Raw genomic sequence first — 19,038 nt, 5'->3', positions numbered from 1 at the left:
TTCGCAATCCGTGAAGGCGGTCGTACCGTTGGCGCGGGCGTTGTAGCAAAAGTTCTGAGCTAATTGCCGATAACATTTGACGCAATGCGCACTAAAAGGGCATCATTTGATGCCCTTTTTGCACGCTTTCGTACCAGAACCTGGCTCATCAGTGATTTTCTTTGTCATAATCATTGCTGAGACAGGCTCTGTTGAGGGCGTATAATCCGAAAAGCTAATACGCGTTTCGATTTGGTTTGCCTCGCGATCGCGGGGTGAAAATGTTTGTAGAATACTTCTGACAGGTTGGTTTATGAGTGCGAATACCGAAGCTCAAGGAAGCGGGCGCGGCCTGGAAGCGATGAAGTGGGTCGTTGTGGTGGCATTGCTCCTGGTGGCAATTGTCGGCAACTACCTTTATCGCGACATTATGCTGCCGCTGCGTGCGCTGGCCGTAGTAATTCTGATTGCTGCAGCGGGTGGTGTCGCGCTGTTAACGACAAAAGGTAAAGCAACCGTTGCTTTTGCCCGTGAAGCGCGTACCGAAGTCCGTAAGGTCATTTGGCCGACTCGCCAGGAAACATTGCACACCACGCTGATTGTGGCTGCGGTTACCGCAGTAATGTCACTGATCCTGTGGGGACTGGATGGTATTCTGGTTCGCCTGGTATCCTTTATCACTGGCCTGAGGTTCTGAGATGTCTGAAGCTCCTAAAAAGCGCTGGTACGTCGTTCAGGCGTTTTCCGGTTTTGAAGGCCGCGTAGCAACATCGCTGCGTGAGCATATCAAATTACACAACATGGAAGATTTGTTTGGTGAAGTCATGGTACCAACCGAAGAAGTGGTTGAAATCCGTGGCGGTCAGCGTCGCAAAAGCGAACGCAAATTCTTCCCTGGTTACGTCCTCGTTCAGATGGTGATGAACGACGCTAGCTGGCACCTGGTGCGCAGCGTACCGCGTGTGATGGGCTTCATCGGCGGTACTTCCGATCGTCCTGCGCCAATCAGCGATAAAGAAGTCGATGCGATTATGAACCGCCTGCAGCAGGTTGGTGATAAGCCGCGTCCGAAAACGCTGTTTGAACCGGGTGAAATGGTCCGTGTTAATGATGGTCCGTTCGCTGACTTCAACGGTGTTGTTGAAGAAGTGGATTACGAGAAATCTCGTCTGAAAGTGTCTGTTTCTATCTTCGGTCGTGCGACCCCGGTAGAACTTGACTTTAGCCAGGTTGAAAAAGCCTAACCCAGCGATCAAAAAAGCGGCGATTTAATCGTTGCACAAGGCGCGAGATTGGAATACAATTTCGCGCCTTTTGTTTTTATGGGCCTTGCCCGTAAAACGATTTTTTATATCACGGGGAGCCTCTCAGAGGCGTTATTACCCAACTTGAGGAATTTATAATGGCTAAGAAAGTACAAGCCTATGTCAAGCTGCAGGTTGCAGCTGGTATGGCTAACCCGAGTCCGCCAGTAGGTCCGGCTCTGGGTCAGCAGGGCGTAAACATCATGGAATTCTGCAAAGCGTTCAACGCAAAAACTGATTCCATCGAAAAAGGTCTGCCGATTCCGGTAGTAATCACCGTTTACGCTGACCGTTCTTTCACTTTCGTTACCAAGACTCCGCCGGCAGCAGTTCTGCTGAAAAAAGCGGCTGGTATCAAGTCTGGTTCCGGTAAGCCGAACAAAGACAAAGTGGGTAAAATTTCCCGCGCTCAGCTGCAGGAAATCGCGCAGACCAAAGCTGCCGACATGACTGGTGCCGACATTGAAGCGATGACTCGCTCCATCGAAGGTACTGCACGTTCCATGGGCCTGGTAGTGGAGGACTAAGAAATGGCTAAACTGACCAAGCGCATGCGTGTTATCCGCGAGAAAGTTGATGCGACCAAACAATACGACATCAACGAAGCTATCGCTCTGCTGAAAGAGCTGGCGACTGCTAAATTCGTAGAAAGCGTGGACGTTGCTGTTAACCTCGGCATCGACGCTCGTAAATCTGACCAGAACGTACGTGGTGCAACTGTACTGCCGCACGGTACTGGCCGTTCCGTTCGCGTAGCCGTATTTACCCAGGGTGCAAACGCTGAAGCTGCTAAAGCTGCAGGCGCTGAACTGGTAGGTATGGAAGATCTGGCTGACCAGATCAAGAAAGGCGAAATGAACTTTGACGTTGTTATTGCTTCTCCGGATGCAATGCGCGTTGTTGGCCAGCTGGGCCAGGTTCTGGGTCCGCGCGGCCTGATGCCAAACCCGAAAGTGGGTACTGTAACGCCGAACGTTGCTGAAGCGGTTAAAAACGCTAAAGCTGGCCAGGTTCGTTACCGTAACGACAAAAACGGCATCATCCACACCACCATCGGTAAAGTGGACTTTGACGCTGACAAACTGAAAGAAAACCTGGAAGCTCTGCTGGTTGCGCTGAAAAAAGCAAAACCGACTCAGGCGAAAGGCGTGTACATCAAGAAAGTTAGCATCTCCACCACCATGGGTGCAGGTGTTGCAGTTGACCAGGCTGGCCTGAGCGCTTCTGTAAACTAATGCCTTTACGTGGGCGGTGATTTTGTCTACAATCTTACCCCCACGTATAATGCTTAATGCAGACGTATATCCGAGATATTCGGGTTGTGGCAAGGCGGCAACTGAGTGAGTCGCCAGGAGCATAGCTAACTATGTGACTGGTGCGAACGAAGGAAGCCAACGCCGCCACAAGCTGAATAGCGACGGATAGAAAAGATTTGTTCGTTGGAGCCTGGCCTATCCAGGCCTCCGTCGAAGACCGCAGGAGTTTCGCAAGAAACTTAATCCCCTGCGTAGACGGTGACAGAACGCTAAGATTATTCTTTTATATTCTGGCTTGTTTCTGCTCACCGTAATTAAGACGCTCTCTCCGTTTGGAGGAGTGAAGTGAGTTCCAGAGATTTTCTCTGGCAAACATCCAGGAGCAAAGCTAATGGCTTTAAATCTTCAAGACAAACAAGCGATTGTTGCTGAAGTCAGCGAAGTAGCCAAAGGCGCGCTGTCTGCAGTAGTTGCGGATTCCCGTGGCGTAACTGTAGATAAAATGACTGAACTGCGTAAAGCAGGTCGCGAAGCTGGCGTATACATGCGTGTTGTTCGTAACACCCTGCTGCGCCGTGCTGTTGAAGGTACTCCGTTCGAGTGCCTGAAAGACGCGTTTGTTGGTCCGACCCTGATTGCATACTCTATGGAACACCCGGGCGCTGCTGCTCGTCTGTTCAAAGAGTTCGCGAAAGCGAATGCAAAATTTGAGGTCAAAGCCGCTGCCTTTGAAGGTGAGCTGATCCCGGCGTCTCAGATCGACCGCCTGGCAACTCTGCCGACCTACGAAGAAGCAATTGCACGCCTGATGGCAACCATGAAAGAAGCTTCGGCTGGCAAACTGGTTCGTACTCTGGCTGCTGTACGCGATGCGAAAGAAGCTGCTTAATCGCAGTTATCTTTTTAACGCATTCGCTTACGTATAAACTTATTCTGATATTCAGGAACAATTTAAATGTCTATCACTAAAGATCAAATCATTGAAGCAGTTGCAGCTATGTCTGTAATGGACGTTGTAGAACTGATCTCTGCAATGGAAGAAAAATTCGGTGTTTCCGCTGCTGCTGCTGTAGCTGTAGCTGCTGGCCCGGTTGAAGCTGCTGAAGAAAAAACTGAATTCGACGTAATTCTGAAAGCTGCTGGCGCTAACAAAGTTGCTGTTATCAAAGCAGTACGTGGCGCAACTGGCCTGGGTCTGAAAGAAGCTAAAGACCTGGTAGAATCTGCACCGGCTGCTCTGAAAGAAGGCGTGAGCAAAGACGACGCAGAAGCACTGAAAAAATCCCTGGAAGAAGCTGGCGCTGAAGTTGAAGTTAAATAAGCCAACCCTTCCGGTTGCAGCCTGAGAAATCAGGCTGATGGCTGGTGACTTTTTAGTCACCAGCCTTTTTGCGCTGTAAGGCGCCAGTAGCGTTTCACACTGTTTGACTACTGCTGTGCCTTTCAATGCTTGTTTCTATCGACGACTTAATATACTGCGACAGGACGCCCGTTCTGTGTAAATCGCAATGAAATGGTTTAAGCGTGATAGCAACAGGCATTGCGGAAAGTGTTCCATTTTCCGGTCAACAAAATAGTGTTGCACAAACTGTCCGCTCAATGGACAGATGGGTCGACTTGTCAGCGAGCTGAGGAACCCTATGGTTTACTCCTATACCGAGAAAAAACGTATTCGTAAGGATTTTGGTAAACGTCCACAAGTTCTGGATGTACCTTATCTCCTTTCTATCCAGCTTGACTCGTTTCAGAAATTTATCGAGCAAGATCCTGAAGGGCAGTATGGGCTGGAAGCTGCTTTCCGTTCCGTATTCCCGATTCAGAGCTACAGCGGTAATTCCGAGCTGCAATACGTCAGCTACCGCCTTGGCGAACCGGTGTTTGACGTCCAGGAATGTCAAATCCGTGGCGTGACCTATTCCGCACCGCTGCGCGTTAAACTGCGTCTGGTGATCTATGAGCGCGAAGCGCCGGAAGGCACCGTAAAAGACATTAAAGAACAAGAAGTCTACATGGGCGAAATTCCGCTCATGACAGACAACGGTACCTTTGTTATCAACGGTACTGAGCGTGTTATCGTTTCCCAGCTGCACCGTAGTCCGGGCGTCTTCTTTGACTCCGACAAAGGTAAAACCCACTCTTCGGGTAAAGTGCTGTATAACGCGCGCATCATCCCTTACCGTGGTTCCTGGCTGGACTTCGAATTCGATCCGAAGGACAACCTGTTCGTACGTATCGACCGTCGCCGTAAACTGCCTGCGACCATCATTCTGCGCGCCCTGAACTACACCACAGAGCAGATCCTCGACCTGTTCTTTGAAAAAGTTATCTTTGAAATCCGTGATAACAAGCTGCAGATGGAACTGGTGCCGGAACGCCTGCGTGGTGAAACCGCATCTTTTGACATCGAAGCTAACGGTAAAGTGTACGTAGAAAAAGGCCGCCGTATTACTGCGCGCCATATTCGCCAGCTGGAAAAAGACGACGTCAAACTGATCGAAGTCCCGGTTGAGTACATCGCAGGTAAAGTGGTTGCTAAAGACTATATTGATGAGTCTACCGGCGAGCTGATCTGCGCAGCGAACATGGAGCTGAGCCTGGATCTGCTGGCTAAGCTGAGCCAGTCTGGTCACAAGCGTATCGAAACGCTGTTCACCAACGATCTGGATCACGGCCCATATATCTCTGAAACCTTACGTGTCGACCCAACTAACGACCGTCTGAGCGCACTGGTAGAAATCTACCGCATGATGCGTCCTGGCGAGCCGCCGACTCGTGAAGCTGCTGAAAGCCTGTTTGAGAACCTGTTCTTCTCCGAAGACCGTTATGACCTGTCTGCGGTTGGTCGTATGAAGTTCAACCGTTCTCTGCTGCGCGAAGAAATCGAAGGTTCCGGTATCCTGAGCAAAGACGACATCATTGATGTTATGAAAAAGCTCATCGATATCCGTAACGGTAAAGGCGAAGTCGATGATATCGACCACCTCGGCAACCGTCGTATCCGTTCCGTTGGCGAAATGGCGGAAAACCAGTTCCGCGTTGGCCTGGTACGTGTAGAGCGTGCGGTGAAAGAGCGTCTGTCTCTGGGCGATCTGGATACCCTGATGCCTCAGGATATGATCAACGCCAAGCCGATTTCTGCAGCAGTGAAAGAGTTCTTCGGTTCCAGCCAGCTGTCTCAGTTTATGGACCAGAACAACCCGCTGTCTGAGATTACGCACAAACGTCGTATCTCCGCACTCGGCCCAGGCGGTCTGACCCGTGAACGTGCAGGCTTCGAAGTTCGAGACGTACACCCGACTCACTACGGTCGCGTATGTCCAATCGAAACCCCTGAAGGTCCGAACATCGGTCTGATCAACTCTCTGTCCGTGTACGCACAGACTAACGAATACGGCTTCCTTGAGACTCCGTATCGTAAAGTGACCGACGGTGTTGTAACTGACGAAATTCACTACCTGTCTGCTATCGAAGAAGGCAACTACGTTATCGCCCAGGCGAACTCCAACCTGGATGAAGAAGGCCACTTCGTAGAAGACCTGGTAACTTGCCGTAGTAAAGGCGAATCCAGCTTGTTCAGCCGCGACCAGGTTGACTACATGGACGTATCCACCCAGCAGGTGGTATCCGTCGGTGCGTCCCTGATCCCGTTCCTGGAACACGATGACGCCAACCGTGCATTGATGGGTGCGAACATGCAACGTCAGGCCGTTCCGACTCTGCGTGCTGATAAGCCGCTGGTTGGTACCGGTATGGAACGTGCTGTTGCCGTTGACTCCGGTGTAACTGCGGTTGCTAAACGTGGTGGTGTCGTTCAGTACGTGGATGCTTCCCGTATCGTTATCAAAGTTAACGAAGACGAGATGTATCCGGGCGAAGCAGGTATCGACATCTACAACCTGACCAAATATACCCGTTCTAACCAGAACACCTGTATCAACCAGATGCCGTGTGTGTCTCTGGGTGAACCGGTAGAACGTGGCGACGTGCTGGCAGACGGTCCGTCCACCGACCTCGGTGAACTGGCGCTGGGTCAGAACATGCGCGTAGCGTTCATGCCGTGGAATGGTTACAACTTCGAAGACTCCATCCTCGTATCCGAGCGTGTTGTTCAGGAAGACCGTTTCACCACCATCCACATTCAGGAACTGGCGTGTGTGTCCCGTGACACCAAGCTGGGGCCGGAAGAGATCACCGCTGACATCCCGAACGTGGGTGAAGCTGCGCTCTCCAAACTGGATGAATCCGGTATCGTTTACATTGGTGCGGAAGTGACCGGTGGCGACATTCTGGTTGGTAAGGTAACGCCGAAAGGTGAAACTCAGCTGACCCCAGAAGAAAAACTGCTGCGTGCGATCTTCGGTGAGAAAGCGTCTGACGTTAAAGACTCTTCTCTGCGCGTACCAAACGGTGTATCCGGTACGGTTATCGACGTTCAGGTCTTTACTCGCGATGGCGTAGAAAAAGACAAGCGTGCGCTGGAAATCGAAGAAATGCAGCTCAAACAGGCGAAGAAAGACCTGTCTGAAGAACTGCAGATCCTCGAAGCGGGTCTGTTCAGCCGTATCCGTGCTGTGCTGGTAGCCGGTGGCGTTGAAGCTGAGAAGCTCGACAAACTGCCGCGCGATCGCTGGCTGGAGCTGGGCCTGACCGACGAAGAGAAACAAAATCAGCTGGAACAGCTGGCTGAGCAGTATGACGAACTGAAACACGAGTTCGAGAAGAAACTCGAAGCGAAACGCCGCAAAATCACCCAGGGCGACGATTTGGCACCGGGCGTGCTGAAGATTGTTAAGGTATATCTGGCGGTTAAACGCCGTATCCAGCCTGGTGACAAGATGGCAGGTCGTCACGGTAACAAGGGTGTAATTTCTAAGATCAACCCGATCGAAGATATGCCTTACGATGAAAACGGTACGCCGGTAGACATCGTACTGAACCCGCTGGGCGTACCGTCTCGTATGAACATCGGTCAGATCCTCGAAACCCACCTGGGTATGGCTGCGAAAGGTATCGGCGACAAGATCAACGCCATGCTGAAACAGCAGCAAGAAGTCGCGAAACTGCGCGAATTCATCCAGCGTGCGTACGATCTGGGCGCTGACGTTCGTCAGAAAGTTGACCTGAGTACCTTCAGCGATGAAGAAGTTATGCGTCTGGCTGAAAACCTGCGCAAAGGTATGCCAATCGCAACGCCGGTGTTCGACGGTGCGAAAGAAGCAGAAATTAAAGAACTGCTGAAACTTGGCGACCTGCCGACTTCTGGTCAGATCCGCCTGTACGACGGCCGCACTGGTGAACAGTTCGAACGTCCGGTAACCGTCGGTTACATGTACATGCTGAAACTGAACCACCTGGTCGACGACAAGATGCACGCGCGTTCCACCGGTTCTTACAGCCTGGTTACTCAGCAGCCGCTGGGTGGTAAGGCTCAGTTCGGTGGTCAGCGTTTCGGGGAGATGGAAGTGTGGGCGCTGGAAGCATACGGCGCAGCATACACCCTGCAGGAAATGCTCACCGTTAAGTCTGATGACGTGAACGGTCGTACCAAGATGTATAAAAACATCGTGGACGGCAACCATCAGATGGAGCCGGGCATGCCAGAATCCTTCAACGTATTGTTGAAAGAGATTCGTTCGCTGGGTATCAACATCGAACTGGAAGACGAGTAATTCTCGCTCAAACAGGTCACTGCTGTCGGGGTAAAACCCGGCAGCGGATTGTGCTAACTCCGACGGGAGCAAATCCGTGAAAGATTTATTAAAGTTTCTGAAAGCGCAGACTAAAACCGAAGAGTTTGATGCGATCAAAATTGCTCTGGCTTCGCCAGACATGATCCGTTCATGGTCTTTCGGTGAAGTTAAAAAGCCGGAAACCATCAACTACCGTACGTTCAAACCAGAACGTGACGGCCTTTTCTGCGCCCGTATCTTTGGGCCGGTAAAAGATTACGAGTGCCTGTGCGGTAAGTACAAGCGCCTGAAACACCGTGGCGTCATCTGTGAGAAGTGCGGCGTTGAAGTGACCCAGACTAAAGTACGCCGTGAGCGTATGGGCCACATCGAACTGGCTTCCCCGACTGCGCACATCTGGTTCCTGAAATCGCTGCCGTCCCGTATCGGCCTGCTGCTCGATATGCCGCTGCGCGATATCGAACGCGTACTGTACTTCGAATCCTATGTGGTTATCGAAGGCGGTATGACCAACCTGGAGCGCCAGCAGATCCTGACTGAAGAGCAGTATCTGGACGCACTGGAAGAGTTCGGTGACGAATTCGACGCGAAAATGGGTGCGGAAGCAATCCAGGCTCTGCTGAAGAGCATGGATCTGGAGCAAGAGTGCGAACAGCTGCGTGAAGAGCTGAACGAAACCAACTCCGAAACCAAGCGTAAAAAGCTGACCAAGCGTATCAAACTGCTGGAAGCGTTCGTTCAGTCTGGTAACAAACCAGAGTGGATGATCCTGACCGTTCTGCCGGTACTGCCGCCAGATCTGCGTCCGCTGGTTCCGCTGGATGGTGGTCGTTTCGCGACTTCTGACCTGAACGATCTGTATCGTCGCGTCATTAACCGTAACAACCGTCTGAAACGTCTGCTGGATCTGGCTGCGCCGGACATCATCGTACGTAACGAAAAACGTATGCTGCAGGAAGCGGTAGACGCCCTGCTGGATAACGGTCGTCGCGGTCGTGCGATCACCGGTTCTAACAAGCGTCCTCTGAAATCTTTGGCCGACATGATCAAAGGTAAACAGGGTCGTTTCCGTCAGAACCTGCTCGGTAAGCGTGTTGACTACTCCGGTCGTTCTGTAATCACCGTAGGTCCATACCTGCGTCTGCATCAGTGCGGTCTGCCGAAGAAAATGGCGCTGGAGCTGTTCAAACCGTTCATCTACGGCAAGCTGGAACTGCGTGGTCTTGCTACCACCATCAAAGCTGCGAAGAAAATGGTTGAGCGCGAAGAAGCTGTCGTTTGGGATATCCTGGACGAAGTTATCCGCGAACACCCGGTACTGCTGAACCGTGCACCGACTCTGCACCGTCTGGGTATCCAGGCATTTGAACCGGTACTGATCGAAGGTAAAGCTATCCAGCTGCACCCGCTGGTTTGTGCGGCATATAACGCCGACTTCGATGGTGACCAGATGGCTGTTCACGTACCGCTGACGCTGGAAGCCCAGCTGGAAGCGCGTGCGCTGATGATGTCTACCAACAACATCCTGTCCCCGGCGAACGGCGAACCAATCATCGTTCCGTCTCAGGACGTTGTACTGGGTCTGTACTACATGACCCGTGACTGTGTTAACGCCAAAGGCGAAGGCATGGTGCTGACTGGTCCGAAAGAAGCAGAACGTCTGTATCGCTCTGGTCTGGCTTCTCTGCATGCGCGCGTTAAAGTGCGTATCACCGAGTATGAAAAAGATGCTAACGGTGAATTAGTAGCGAAAACCAGCCTGATAGACACGACAGTTGGCCGTGCCATTCTGTGGATGATTGTACCGAAAGGTCTGCCTTACTCCATCGTCAACCAGGCGCTGGGTAAAAAAGCAATCTCCAAAATGCTGAACACCTGCTACCGCATTCTCGGTCTGAAACCGACCGTTATTTTTGCGGACCAGATCATGTACACCGGCTTTGCATATGCAGCGCGTTCTGGTGCATCTGTTGGTATCGATGACATGGTCATCCCGGAGAAGAAACACGAAATCATCTCCGAGGCAGAAGCAGAAGTTGCTGAAATTCAGGAGCAGTTCCAGTCTGGTCTGGTAACTGCGGGCGAACGCTACAACAAAGTTATCGATATCTGGGCTGCGGCGAACGATCGTGTATCCAAAGCGATGATGGATAACCTGCAAACTGAAACCGTTATTAACCGTGACGGTCAGGAAGAGAAGCAGGTTTCCTTCAACAGCATCTACATGATGGCCGACTCCGGTGCGCGTGGTTCTGCGGCACAGATTCGTCAGCTTGCTGGTATGCGTGGTCTGATGGCGAAGCCGGATGGCTCCATCATCGAAACGCCAATCACCGCGAACTTCCGTGAAGGTCTGAACGTACTCCAGTACTTCATCTCCACCCACGGTGCCCGTAAAGGTCTGGCGGATACCGCACTGAAAACTGCGAACTCCGGTTACCTGACTCGTCGTCTGGTTGACGTGGCGCAGGACCTGGTGGTTACCGAAGACGATTGTGGTACCCATGAAGGTATCATGATGACTCCGGTTATCGAAGGTGGTGACGTTAAAGAGCCGCTGCGCGATCGCGTACTGGGTCGTGTAACTGCTGAAGACGTTCTGAAGCCGGGTACTGCTGATATCCTCGTTCCGCGCAACACGCTGCTGCACGAACAGTGGTGTGACCTGCTGGAAGAGAACTCTGTCGACGCGGTAAAAGTACGTTCTGTTGTATCTTGTGACACCGACTTTGGTGTATGTGCGCACTGCTACGGTCGTGACCTGGCGCGTGGCCACATCATCAACAAAGGTGAAGCAATCGGTGTTATCGCGGCACAGTCCATCGGTGAACCGGGTACACAGCTGACCATGCGTACGTTCCACATCGGTGGTGCGGCATCTCGTGCGGCTGCTGAATCCAGCATCCAGGTGAAAAACAAAGGTAGCATCAAGCTCAGCAACGTGAAGTCGGTTGTGAACTCCAGCGGTAAACTGGTGATCACTTCCCGTAACACCGAACTGAAACTGATCGACGAATTCGGTCGTACCAAAGAAAGCTACAAAGTACCTTACGGTGCGGTATTGGCGAAAGGCGATGGCGAACAGGTTGCTGGCGGCGAAACCGTTGCAAACTGGGACCCGCACACCATGCCGGTTATCACCGAAGTAAGCGGTTTTGTACGCTTTACTGACATGATCGACGGCCAGACCATTACTCGTCAGACCGACGAATTGACCGGTCTGTCTTCGCTGGTGGTTCTGGATTCCGCAGAACGTACCGCAGGTGGTAAAGATCTGCGTCCGGCACTGAAAATCGTTGATGCTCAGGGTAACGACGTTCTGATCCCGGGTACCGATATGCCTGCGCAGTACTTCCTGCCGGGTAAAGCGATTGTTCAGCTGGAAGATGGCGTACAGATCAGCTCTGGTGACACCCTGGCGCGTATTCCGCAGGAATCCGGCGGTACCAAGGACATCACCGGTGGTCTGCCGCGCGTTGCGGACCTGTTCGAAGCACGTCGTCCGAAAGAGCCGGCAATCCTGGCTGAAATCAGCGGTATCGTTTCCTTCGGTAAAGAAACCAAAGGTAAACGTCGTCTGGTTATCACCCCGGTAGACGGTAGCGATCCGTACGAAGAGATGATTCCGAAATGGCGTCAGCTCAACGTGTTCGAAGGTGAACGTGTAGAACGTGGTGACGTAATTTCCGACGGTCCGGAAGCGCCGCACGACATTCTGCGTCTGCGTGGTGTTCATGCTGTTACTCGTTACATCGTTAACGAAGTACAGGACGTATACCGTCTGCAGGGCGTTAAGATTAACGATAAACACATCGAAGTTATCGTTCGTCAGATGCTGCGTAAAGCTACCATCGTTAACGCGGGCAGCTCCGACTTCCTGGAAGGCGAACAGGTTGAATACTCTCGCGTCAAGATCGCAAACCGCGAACTGGAAGCGAACGGCAAAGTGGGTGCAACTTACTCCCGCGATCTGCTGGGTATCACTAAAGCGTCTCTGGCAACCGAGTCCTTCATCTCCGCGGCATCGTTCCAGGAGACGACTCGCGTGCTGACCGAAGCAGCCGTTGCGGGCAAACGCGACGAACTGCGCGGCCTGAAAGAGAACGTTATTGTGGGTCGTCTGATCCCGGCAGGTACCGGTTACGCGTACCACCAGGATCGTATGCGTCGCCGTGCTGCGGGTGAAGCTCCGGCTGCACCGCAGGTGACTGCAGAAGACGCATCTGCCAGCCTGGCAGAACTGCTGAACGCAGGTCTGGGCGGTTCTGACAACGAGTAATCGTTAATCCGCAAGTAACGTAAAAACCCGCTTCGGCGGGTTTTTTTATGGGTGTAGTTCAGGGAAAGAGCATTTGTCAGAATATTTAATGAATTTCTGGATACCCATAATCAATGTAGAGATGTCTAATATCCTGAAACTGACTGAACTAATTGAGTCAAACTCGGCAAGGATTCGATACTATTCCTGTGTAACTTTCTTAAGGAACGAGAATGAAACAGGAAGTGGAGAAGTGGCGACCTTTTAGACATCCGGATGGTGATATTCGTGATTTATCGTTTCTTGATGCTCATCTGGCTGTCTACGTTCAGCATCATGAGGGCAAACAGCCTTTAGAGTATCGCTTTTGGGTTACCTACTCTCTTCACTGCTTCACAAAAGATTATGAACATCAGACGAACGAAGAAAAACAATCGTTAATGTACTACGCGCCTAAAGAATCTCGTCCCTTCTGCCAGCACCGTTATAACTTAGCGCGAAAACACTTAAAAAGAACCATTTTGGCGCTGCCAGAAAGCAACGTTATTCATGCCGGGTATGGTAGCTATGCCGTGATTGAAGTGGATTTAAACGGAGGAAACAAGGCATTTTACTTTGTTGCGTTCAGGGCTTTCAGGGAAAAGAAAAAACTCCGTTTGCATGTAACTAGCGCTTACCCCATTTCTGAAAAACAGAAAGGTAAATCAGTGAAATTTTTCACCATTGCCTACAATTTATTGAGAAATAAGCAGCTTCCTCAGCCCTCAAAATAACAAAACCCACCTTAAGGTGGGTTTCGCCAGAGATAATTCTCTGGTATTCAGAACGCCATTACCGGACTTTGCCTTGACCTTGCGAGAATCGCAGGTTGCGGGATGTCTGAATTTCTTCAGTCTGCTGCATCCTGGAAGATGAGAACATGTGTTCTTATTTTCGTCTCTATCATAGTTGAGTATTTACTCTCTTACAATCAGATCTCTTTCATTGCTCAACTGGCGATGGCTTCAGACTTTGCATTACGGAATTTTTAAGAAAGGCAGGGCGAAACGAGGAAGAAGCTTTTCGCCCTGGACAACATTCCTGCTGACGGCACTACCATAAAAAAACACAACGCTTTCAACAACCTTGCGTTTTTCATCTTCCGTAGCGGCTCGGAATAAATTTACGTTCTTACATTCCGTCTCATAGCCTTTGCGAGGCGCGTCCCAGATAACTGTCCCAGTCTTTCCATACCGGCTGCAAACCTTGAGCAGTTAACGCGGCAGCAACCGCTTCAGGCCTGCGATTGTCGTGCGGTGAGAACTGTTCCAGCTCGGGGTGATTGTCGGCATAGCCACCTGGCTGCGTTTTCGAGAAGGCGCTGACGTTATTGATTGCCAGCGGAATCACGCGATCGCGAAACCACGGTGATTCCCGCGTGGAGAGTGACAGTTCAATCTCCGGCGCAAGCAGACGGAAGGCGCAGATGGTTTGCACTAACTGGCGTTCATCCATAATCGACGCAGGCTCAATGCCGCCAGTACATGGGCGCAGGCGCGGGAAGGAGACAGAGTAGCGGCTTTGCCAGTAATGCTGTTGCAGCCATAGCAAATGTTCGGCAACCATGTAGCAGTCAACGCGCCAGCTGTCGGAAAGGCCAATTAGCGCGCCGAGGCCAATCTTATCAATCCCCGCCCGACCCAGCCGATCCGGCGTTTCCAGCCGCCAGAAGAAGTCCTGTTTTTTGCCTTTCAAATGATGGCGGGCATAAGTCGCCTCGTGATATGTCTCCTGATAAACCATCACGCCATCCAGACCAAGCTGTTTTAGCTCGGCGTATTCCGCCTCCGCCAGCGGCTGTACTTCCATCTGTAGTGAAGAGAACTGTTCACGTAGGGCAGGGAGATGACGACGAAAGTAATCCATCCCCACTTTCGCCTGATGTTCACCAGTGACTAATAGCAGATGTTCAAAGCCCATCTCCCGTATAGCGGCGCTTTCCCTGGCAATATCCGCTTCATCCAGCGTTTTGCGCTTGATGCGATTGCTCATGGAAAATCCGCAGTACGTGCAGTCGTTAGCGCAAAGATTGGAAAGATAAAGCGGGACGTAGAAACTAACTGTGTTGCCAAATCGCTGACGGGTCAGGCGCTGCGCCCGTTGGGCCAGTGGTTCCAGATAGCCACTGGCGGCTGGCGATAACAGCGCCATCATATCGTCGCGGGTGAGTTGCGAGGCATTTAGTGCCCGCTCTACGTCAGCAGCCGTTTTGCCGTTGATACGCAGGCGGATGTCATCCCAGTCCAGTTGTCGCCAGCGATCGCTGAAGGTTTTCATGCCGATGCCTCCAGAAATCCGGTCAGCGGGCTGGTGGCATGGGCAAAATGACTGCGGCTGCCCGGTCCGGACTGACGTGCCTGCAGGCCAGCTTCTACCGCCAGACGAAATGCCTTCGCCATGTTGACGGGGTCGTCCGCGACGGCAATCGCCGTATTCACTAACACGGCATCGGCGCTCATTTCCAGCGCCTGCGCGGCATGGCTGGGAACGCCGATGCCAGCATCGACGACCACCGGAACCGAGGCTTGCTGGATAATAATCTCCAGCATGGCACGGGTTTCCAGCCCCTGATTCGAGCCAATCGGCGCGCCGAGCGGCATCACCGCTGCACAGCCGACTTCTTCCAGTCGTTTGCACAATACCGGATCGGCACCACAGTAAGGCAGCACGATAAATCCCTGTTGCACCAGCGTTTCGGCGGCTTTCAGGGTTTCGATGGGATCGGGCAACAGCCAGCGTGCATCCGGATGAATCTCTAGTTTTAGCCAGTTTGTGCCTAACGCTTCACGTGCCAGATGGGCGGCGAAAATGGCTTCTTCCGCGGTTTTCGCCCCGGAAGTATTCGGCAGCAGTGTCACACCCGCCGCGATAAGTGGATCGAGGATAGCGTCGTTGTGCTGGCGCAAGTCGACGCGTTTCATCGCCAGCGTCACCAGCTGGCTGCCGGAAGCACGAATAGACTCCACCATCAGTTGTGAGGAGGCGAATTTCCCGGTACCGGTAAACAGATGTGAATCAAACGTTTTGTCCGCAATACGTAACATCTCACCCCCCTGCAATAACCTGAAAAAGCAGGATCTGGTCGCCATCCTGCACGATATGTTGCGCCCATTGTTCCCGCGGGACGATTTGCTGATTAATCGCCAGAGCCGCGCCCGATTGTCGTTGGTCGAGTTGCTCCAGTAGTTCGTGAACAGTTTGTCCGGCGGCGCACTGCATCGGTTGATCGTTAAACAGGATCTGCATTGCTTCCTCCGCATACCGGGCAACCACTGGCGCGGCGCAACGCCAGGCTGCGCCACTGGCTCGACTTACCGTCGAACAGTCGGAGTTCTCCCGCAGGCGTCTCTATACCGCTTAATAACTTAATTGCTTCCAGTGCCTGCAACGTGCCCATAACCCCGACCACCGGGCCAACCACGCCCGCCGTGCGGCAGTTGCGTTCTGGCTCCTGGTTATCTGGCCACAGACAGCGGTAACACCCCTGCTCCCAGGGCGGCGTCAGTACCATCAACTGACCGCCAAATCCGACCGCGCTGGCGGTGATAAGCGGCGTGTTGAGTGCCACGCAGGCGGTATTAATCTCCTGGCGAGTCGCCATATTGTCGGTACAGTCGAGCACCACATCGGCCCGTGCTACCGCATCTTTTAACGCCTCACCCGTTAACCGTTGTTGTAGTGCTGTCAGTTGAATATCGGGATTCAACTGCGTCAGTCGCTGTTGGCTGACATGTGATTTCGGGCGATCGATATCTTCAGTGGTAAAGAGGATTTGTCGTTGCAGGTTGCTTAAATGCACATGGTCGTCATCTGCCAGTATCAGCGTCCCCACGCCAGCTCCCGCCAGGTACAGCGCAGCAGGTGTACCCAGCCCGCCCAGACCAATAATCAGCACCTGGCTGTCGAGCAGTTTTTGCTGCCCTTCAAGAGCGATATCGTCGAGCAGGATTTGGCGGCTATAACGCATAAAATCACGGTCATTCATCGCCAACTCCTGCAATTTCCAGCAACTGTGCCGTTGCCAAACGCCAGTCTGCGGCTTGAGTAATGGCGCTGACGACGGCGATACTGCCGACACCCGTTGCTATCACCGCAGGCGCGCGCGCCAGACTGATACCGCCAATCGCCACGGTGGGATAATCCGCCAGACGCTCAATGTGCCGTGCCAGTTGTTCCAGCCCCTGCGGTGCAGAAGGCATCTGTTTGGTTTGCGTCGGGAACACATGTCCCAGCGCGATATAAGAAGGATGTGCTGCCAGCGCGACGTCGATCTCCATATCATCATGGGTCGAAACGCCCAGCCGCAGGCCTGCCGCGCGGATGGCGCTGAGATCGGTGGCTTGCAAATCTTCCTGCCCCAAATGGACGCCATACGCCTGATGTTTAATCGCCAGCCGCCAGTAATCGTTGATAAACAATCGTGCGTTATAGCGACGGCCCAGCGCAATTGCCGCCACGACATCGGCTTCCACCTCTTCATCGCGCAGATCTTTGATGCGTAGCTGGAGAGTACGTACGCCTGCATCCAACAGACGTTCGATCCACTGTACGCTGTCCACCACCGGGTACAGTCCTAAACGAAAAGGTACAGGAGGAAAATCAGGCTGATACATCACGCTTCCTCCTTACGCAGGTAGATTTCTCCGCCTCTGGCGCGGAAGTTCTCCGACATATCCGCCATTCCCACTTCAATAGTTTGCGCGGCGGCGTAATCGCGCACTTCCTGGCTGATTTTCATTGAGCAGAATTTCGGTCCACACATGGAGCAAAAATGGGCGACTTTGCCGGACTCTTGCGGCAGGGTTTCATCGTGATAAGCGCGGGCGGTAAACGGGTCGAGGGCCAGATTAAACTGGTCTTCCCAGCGAAATTCGAAGCGGGCTTTCGACATGGCGTTATCGCGAATTTGCGCGCCCGGATGCCCTTTTGCCAGGTCGGCGGCGTGGGCGGCAATCTTATAGGTGATGAGCCCCTGCTTAACGTCTTCTTTATTAGGCAGACCCAGATGCTCTTTTGGCGTTACGTAGCAGAGCATCGCACAGCCAAACCAGCCAATCATTGCCGCGCCAATCCCCGACGTGAAGTGGTCATAACCCGGCGCGATATCGGTAGTCAGCGGCCCGAGGGTATAGAACGGTGCTTCGTGGCAGTGCTCTAACTCCTCGGTCATATTGCGGCGAATCATCTGCATCGGCACATGCCCAGGGCCTTCAATCATCACCTGTACGTCATATTCCCAGGCGATTTTGGTTAGTTCGCCCAGCGTATGCAGCTCGGCAAACTGCGCTTCATCGTTGGCGTCTTGAATAGAACCGGGGCGCAGGCCGTCGCCCAGCGACAGCGAAACGTCATAAGCGGCACAGATTTCACAAATTTCGCGGAAGTGTTGATAGAGGAAATTTTCCTGATGATGGGAGAGGCACCATTTCGCCATAATCGAACCGCCGCGAGAGACGATACCGGTCAGGCGTTTCGCGGTCATCGGTACATAGCGCAGCAGTACGCCCGCATGGATAGTGAAGTAATCCACACCTTGCTCGGCCTGTTCCAGCAGCGTGTCGCGGAACGCTTCCCAGGTAAGATCTTCGGCGATCCCGTTAACCTTCTCCAGCGCCTGGTAGATCGGCACTGTACCGATCGGCACCGGGCTGTTACGTAAAATCCACTCGCGGGTTTCGTGAATATAGCGACCGGTGGAGAGATCCATCACCGTATCCGCTCCCCAGCGCGTGGACCATACCAGCTTTTCCACTTCTTCTTCGATGGAAGAGGTGACCGCTGAGTTGCCGATATTGGCGTTAACTTTTACCAGGAAGTTGCGACCAATAATCATCGGCTCCGATTCCGGATGATTAATGTTGGCCGGGATAATCGCACGTCCGGCAGCAACTTCATCACGGACAAATTCCGCAGTGATATTTTCCGGCAGACGTGCGCCAAAGCTCATTCCCGGATGCTGGTGGCGCAAAACTTCGCTACGGATGCGCTCGCGGCCCATATTCTCGCGAATGGCGATGAACTCCATCTCCGGTGTGATGATGCCCTGGCGGGCGTAGTGCAGTTGTGTGACGCGGCGTCCTGCTTTGGCGCGTTTTGGCGTTAATACGCCGCTAAAACGCAGCTCGTCGAGACCATCATCAGCCAGCCGCGCTTTAGTGTAATCGGAACTGCGCACGGTAAGTTCTTCAGTATCGCCACGCGCATCGATCCACGGCTGGCGCAGCTTTGCCAGTCCTTGCTGCACGTTAATCGCGATTTGCGGGTCGCCATACGGACCAGATGTGTCGTAGACCGGAATCGCTTCGTTTTCTTCGTACTGTGGCTGTTCTTTGCTGCCGCCAATTAGCGTCGGGCTAAGCTGGATCTCACGCATCGGCACGCGAACGCCGGGGTGTGTGCCAGTGATGTAAATGCGTTTTGAGTTGGGAAAGGCGGTGCCTTCCAGGGTGTCGATAAAATGTTGGGCCAGGGCGCGTTGTTCGCGGCGGGTCAGTTTTGTTGCAGACATAGCT

Annotated in this window: 16 protein-coding genes; 10 read left to right on the top strand and 6 right to left on the bottom strand. The window is 52.8% G+C overall.

What is annotated here, in order from left to right; genetic code table 11:
* The 10 genes from FEK66_RS19870 to FEK66_RS19825 all read left to right on the top strand — a co-directional run.
* The coding region (locus FEK66_RS19870; protein ID WP_072095827.1) for an elongation factor Tu at positions 1–63 on the top strand (63 nt) is incomplete at its 5' end.
* A 229-nt stretch (positions 64–292) separates the two neighbouring features.
* Positions 293–676: a preprotein translocase subunit SecE gene (secE, locus tag FEK66_RS19865; RefSeq protein WP_001275702.1), complete on the top strand. Its 384-nt coding sequence runs from the start codon at positions 293–295 to the stop codon at positions 674–676.
* Between the two features lies 1 nt (position 677).
* Positions 678–1,223, top strand: a complete 546-nt coding sequence (gene nusG / locus FEK66_RS19860) for a transcription termination/antitermination protein NusG (protein WP_001287516.1) — start codon at positions 678–680, stop codon at positions 1,221–1,223.
* Positions 1,224–1,381: 158 nt separating this feature from the next.
* Entirely contained in the window at positions 1,382–1,810 is a 429-nt protein-coding gene (gene rplK / locus FEK66_RS19855; RefSeq protein ID WP_001085926.1) for a 50S ribosomal protein L11, read from the top strand.
* A 3-nt stretch (positions 1,811–1,813) separates the two neighbouring features.
* Positions 1,814–2,518 carry a 50S ribosomal protein L1 gene (gene rplA, locus FEK66_RS19850; protein WP_001096684.1) on the top strand — a complete coding sequence of 235 codons (705 nt, stop codon included), beginning with the start codon at positions 1,814–1,816 and terminating at the stop codon, positions 2,516–2,518.
* Positions 2,519–2,930: 412 nt separating this feature from the next.
* The gene (gene rplJ / locus FEK66_RS19845) at positions 2,931–3,428 is read left to right on the top strand and encodes a 50S ribosomal protein L10 (RefSeq protein ID WP_001207201.1); all 498 of its coding nucleotides are present in this window, start codon (positions 2,931–2,933) and stop codon (positions 3,426–3,428) included.
* 66 nt (positions 3,429–3,494) lie between these two features.
* On the top strand, positions 3,495–3,860 hold the full coding sequence (gene rplL, locus FEK66_RS19840; RefSeq protein ID WP_000028879.1) for a 50S ribosomal protein L7/L12: 366 nt from the start codon (positions 3,495–3,497) through the stop codon (positions 3,858–3,860).
* Positions 3,861–4,179: 319 nt separating this feature from the next.
* Positions 4,180–8,208, top strand: coding sequence for a DNA-directed RNA polymerase subunit beta (gene rpoB / locus FEK66_RS19835; protein WP_000263098.1), 4,029 nt, complete (start codon positions 4,180–4,182; stop codon positions 8,206–8,208).
* A 76-nt stretch (positions 8,209–8,284) separates the two neighbouring features.
* Complete coding sequence (gene rpoC / locus FEK66_RS19830; RefSeq protein WP_130261383.1) at positions 8,285–12,508, top strand: DNA-directed RNA polymerase subunit beta'; 4,224 nt, start codon at positions 8,285–8,287, stop codon at positions 12,506–12,508.
* Between the two features lie 212 nt (positions 12,509–12,720).
* Positions 12,721–13,260, top strand: coding sequence for a stationary phase growth adaptation protein (locus tag FEK66_RS19825; protein ID WP_135408592.1), 540 nt, complete (start codon positions 12,721–12,723; stop codon positions 13,258–13,260).
* Between the two features lie 409 nt (positions 13,261–13,669).
* Here the strand turns inward: FEK66_RS19825 and thiH are convergent, their stop codons facing one another.
* Genes thiH through thiC form a run of 6 tightly spaced genes read right to left on the bottom strand, consistent with a single transcriptional unit; the run spans position 13,670 to position 19,034 of the window.
* On the bottom strand, positions 13,670–14,803 hold the full coding sequence (thiH, locus tag FEK66_RS19820) for a 2-iminoacetate synthase ThiH (RefSeq protein ID WP_135495460.1): 1,134 nt from the start codon (positions 14,801–14,803) through the stop codon (positions 13,670–13,672).
* Positions 14,800–15,570 carry a thiazole synthase gene (gene thiG, locus FEK66_RS19815; RefSeq protein ID WP_135495461.1) on the bottom strand — a complete coding sequence of 257 codons (771 nt, stop codon included), beginning with the start codon at positions 15,568–15,570 and terminating at the stop codon, positions 14,800–14,802. Before thiG ends, thiH begins: the two co-directional genes overlap by 4 nt.
* 1 nt (position 15,571) lies before the next feature.
* Positions 15,572–15,772 (bottom strand): sulfur carrier protein ThiS, encoded by a 201-nt coding sequence (thiS, locus tag FEK66_RS19810; RefSeq protein ID WP_001562417.1) that lies wholly within the window; start codon positions 15,770–15,772, stop codon positions 15,572–15,574.
* Entirely contained in the window at positions 15,756–16,511 is a 756-nt protein-coding gene (thiF, locus tag FEK66_RS19805) for a thiazole biosynthesis adenylyltransferase ThiF (RefSeq protein WP_130261379.1), read from the bottom strand. Before thiF ends, thiS begins: the two co-directional genes overlap by 17 nt.
* A complete protein-coding gene (thiE, locus tag FEK66_RS19800) occupies positions 16,504–17,139 on the bottom strand; it encodes a thiamine phosphate synthase (RefSeq protein WP_131161716.1) in 636 nt (211 codons plus the stop codon). The genes thiF and thiE overlap by 8 nt, the downstream gene beginning before the upstream one ends.
* Positions 17,139–19,034 carry a phosphomethylpyrimidine synthase ThiC gene (gene thiC / locus FEK66_RS19795; protein WP_135495462.1) on the bottom strand — a complete coding sequence of 632 codons (1,896 nt, stop codon included), beginning with the start codon at positions 19,032–19,034 and terminating at the stop codon, positions 17,139–17,141. The genes thiE and thiC overlap by 1 nt, the downstream gene beginning before the upstream one ends.
* Between the last annotated feature and the right edge of the window lie 4 nt (positions 19,035–19,038).

Origin of the sequence: Escherichia sp. E1130 (assembly GCF_005781065.1) — a bacterium.
Lineage (GTDB): Bacteria > Pseudomonadota > Gammaproteobacteria > Enterobacterales > Enterobacteriaceae > Escherichia.
Note: the sequence above shows the minus strand (reverse complement) of the source record. Positions and strands in the feature narration are given on the sequence as shown.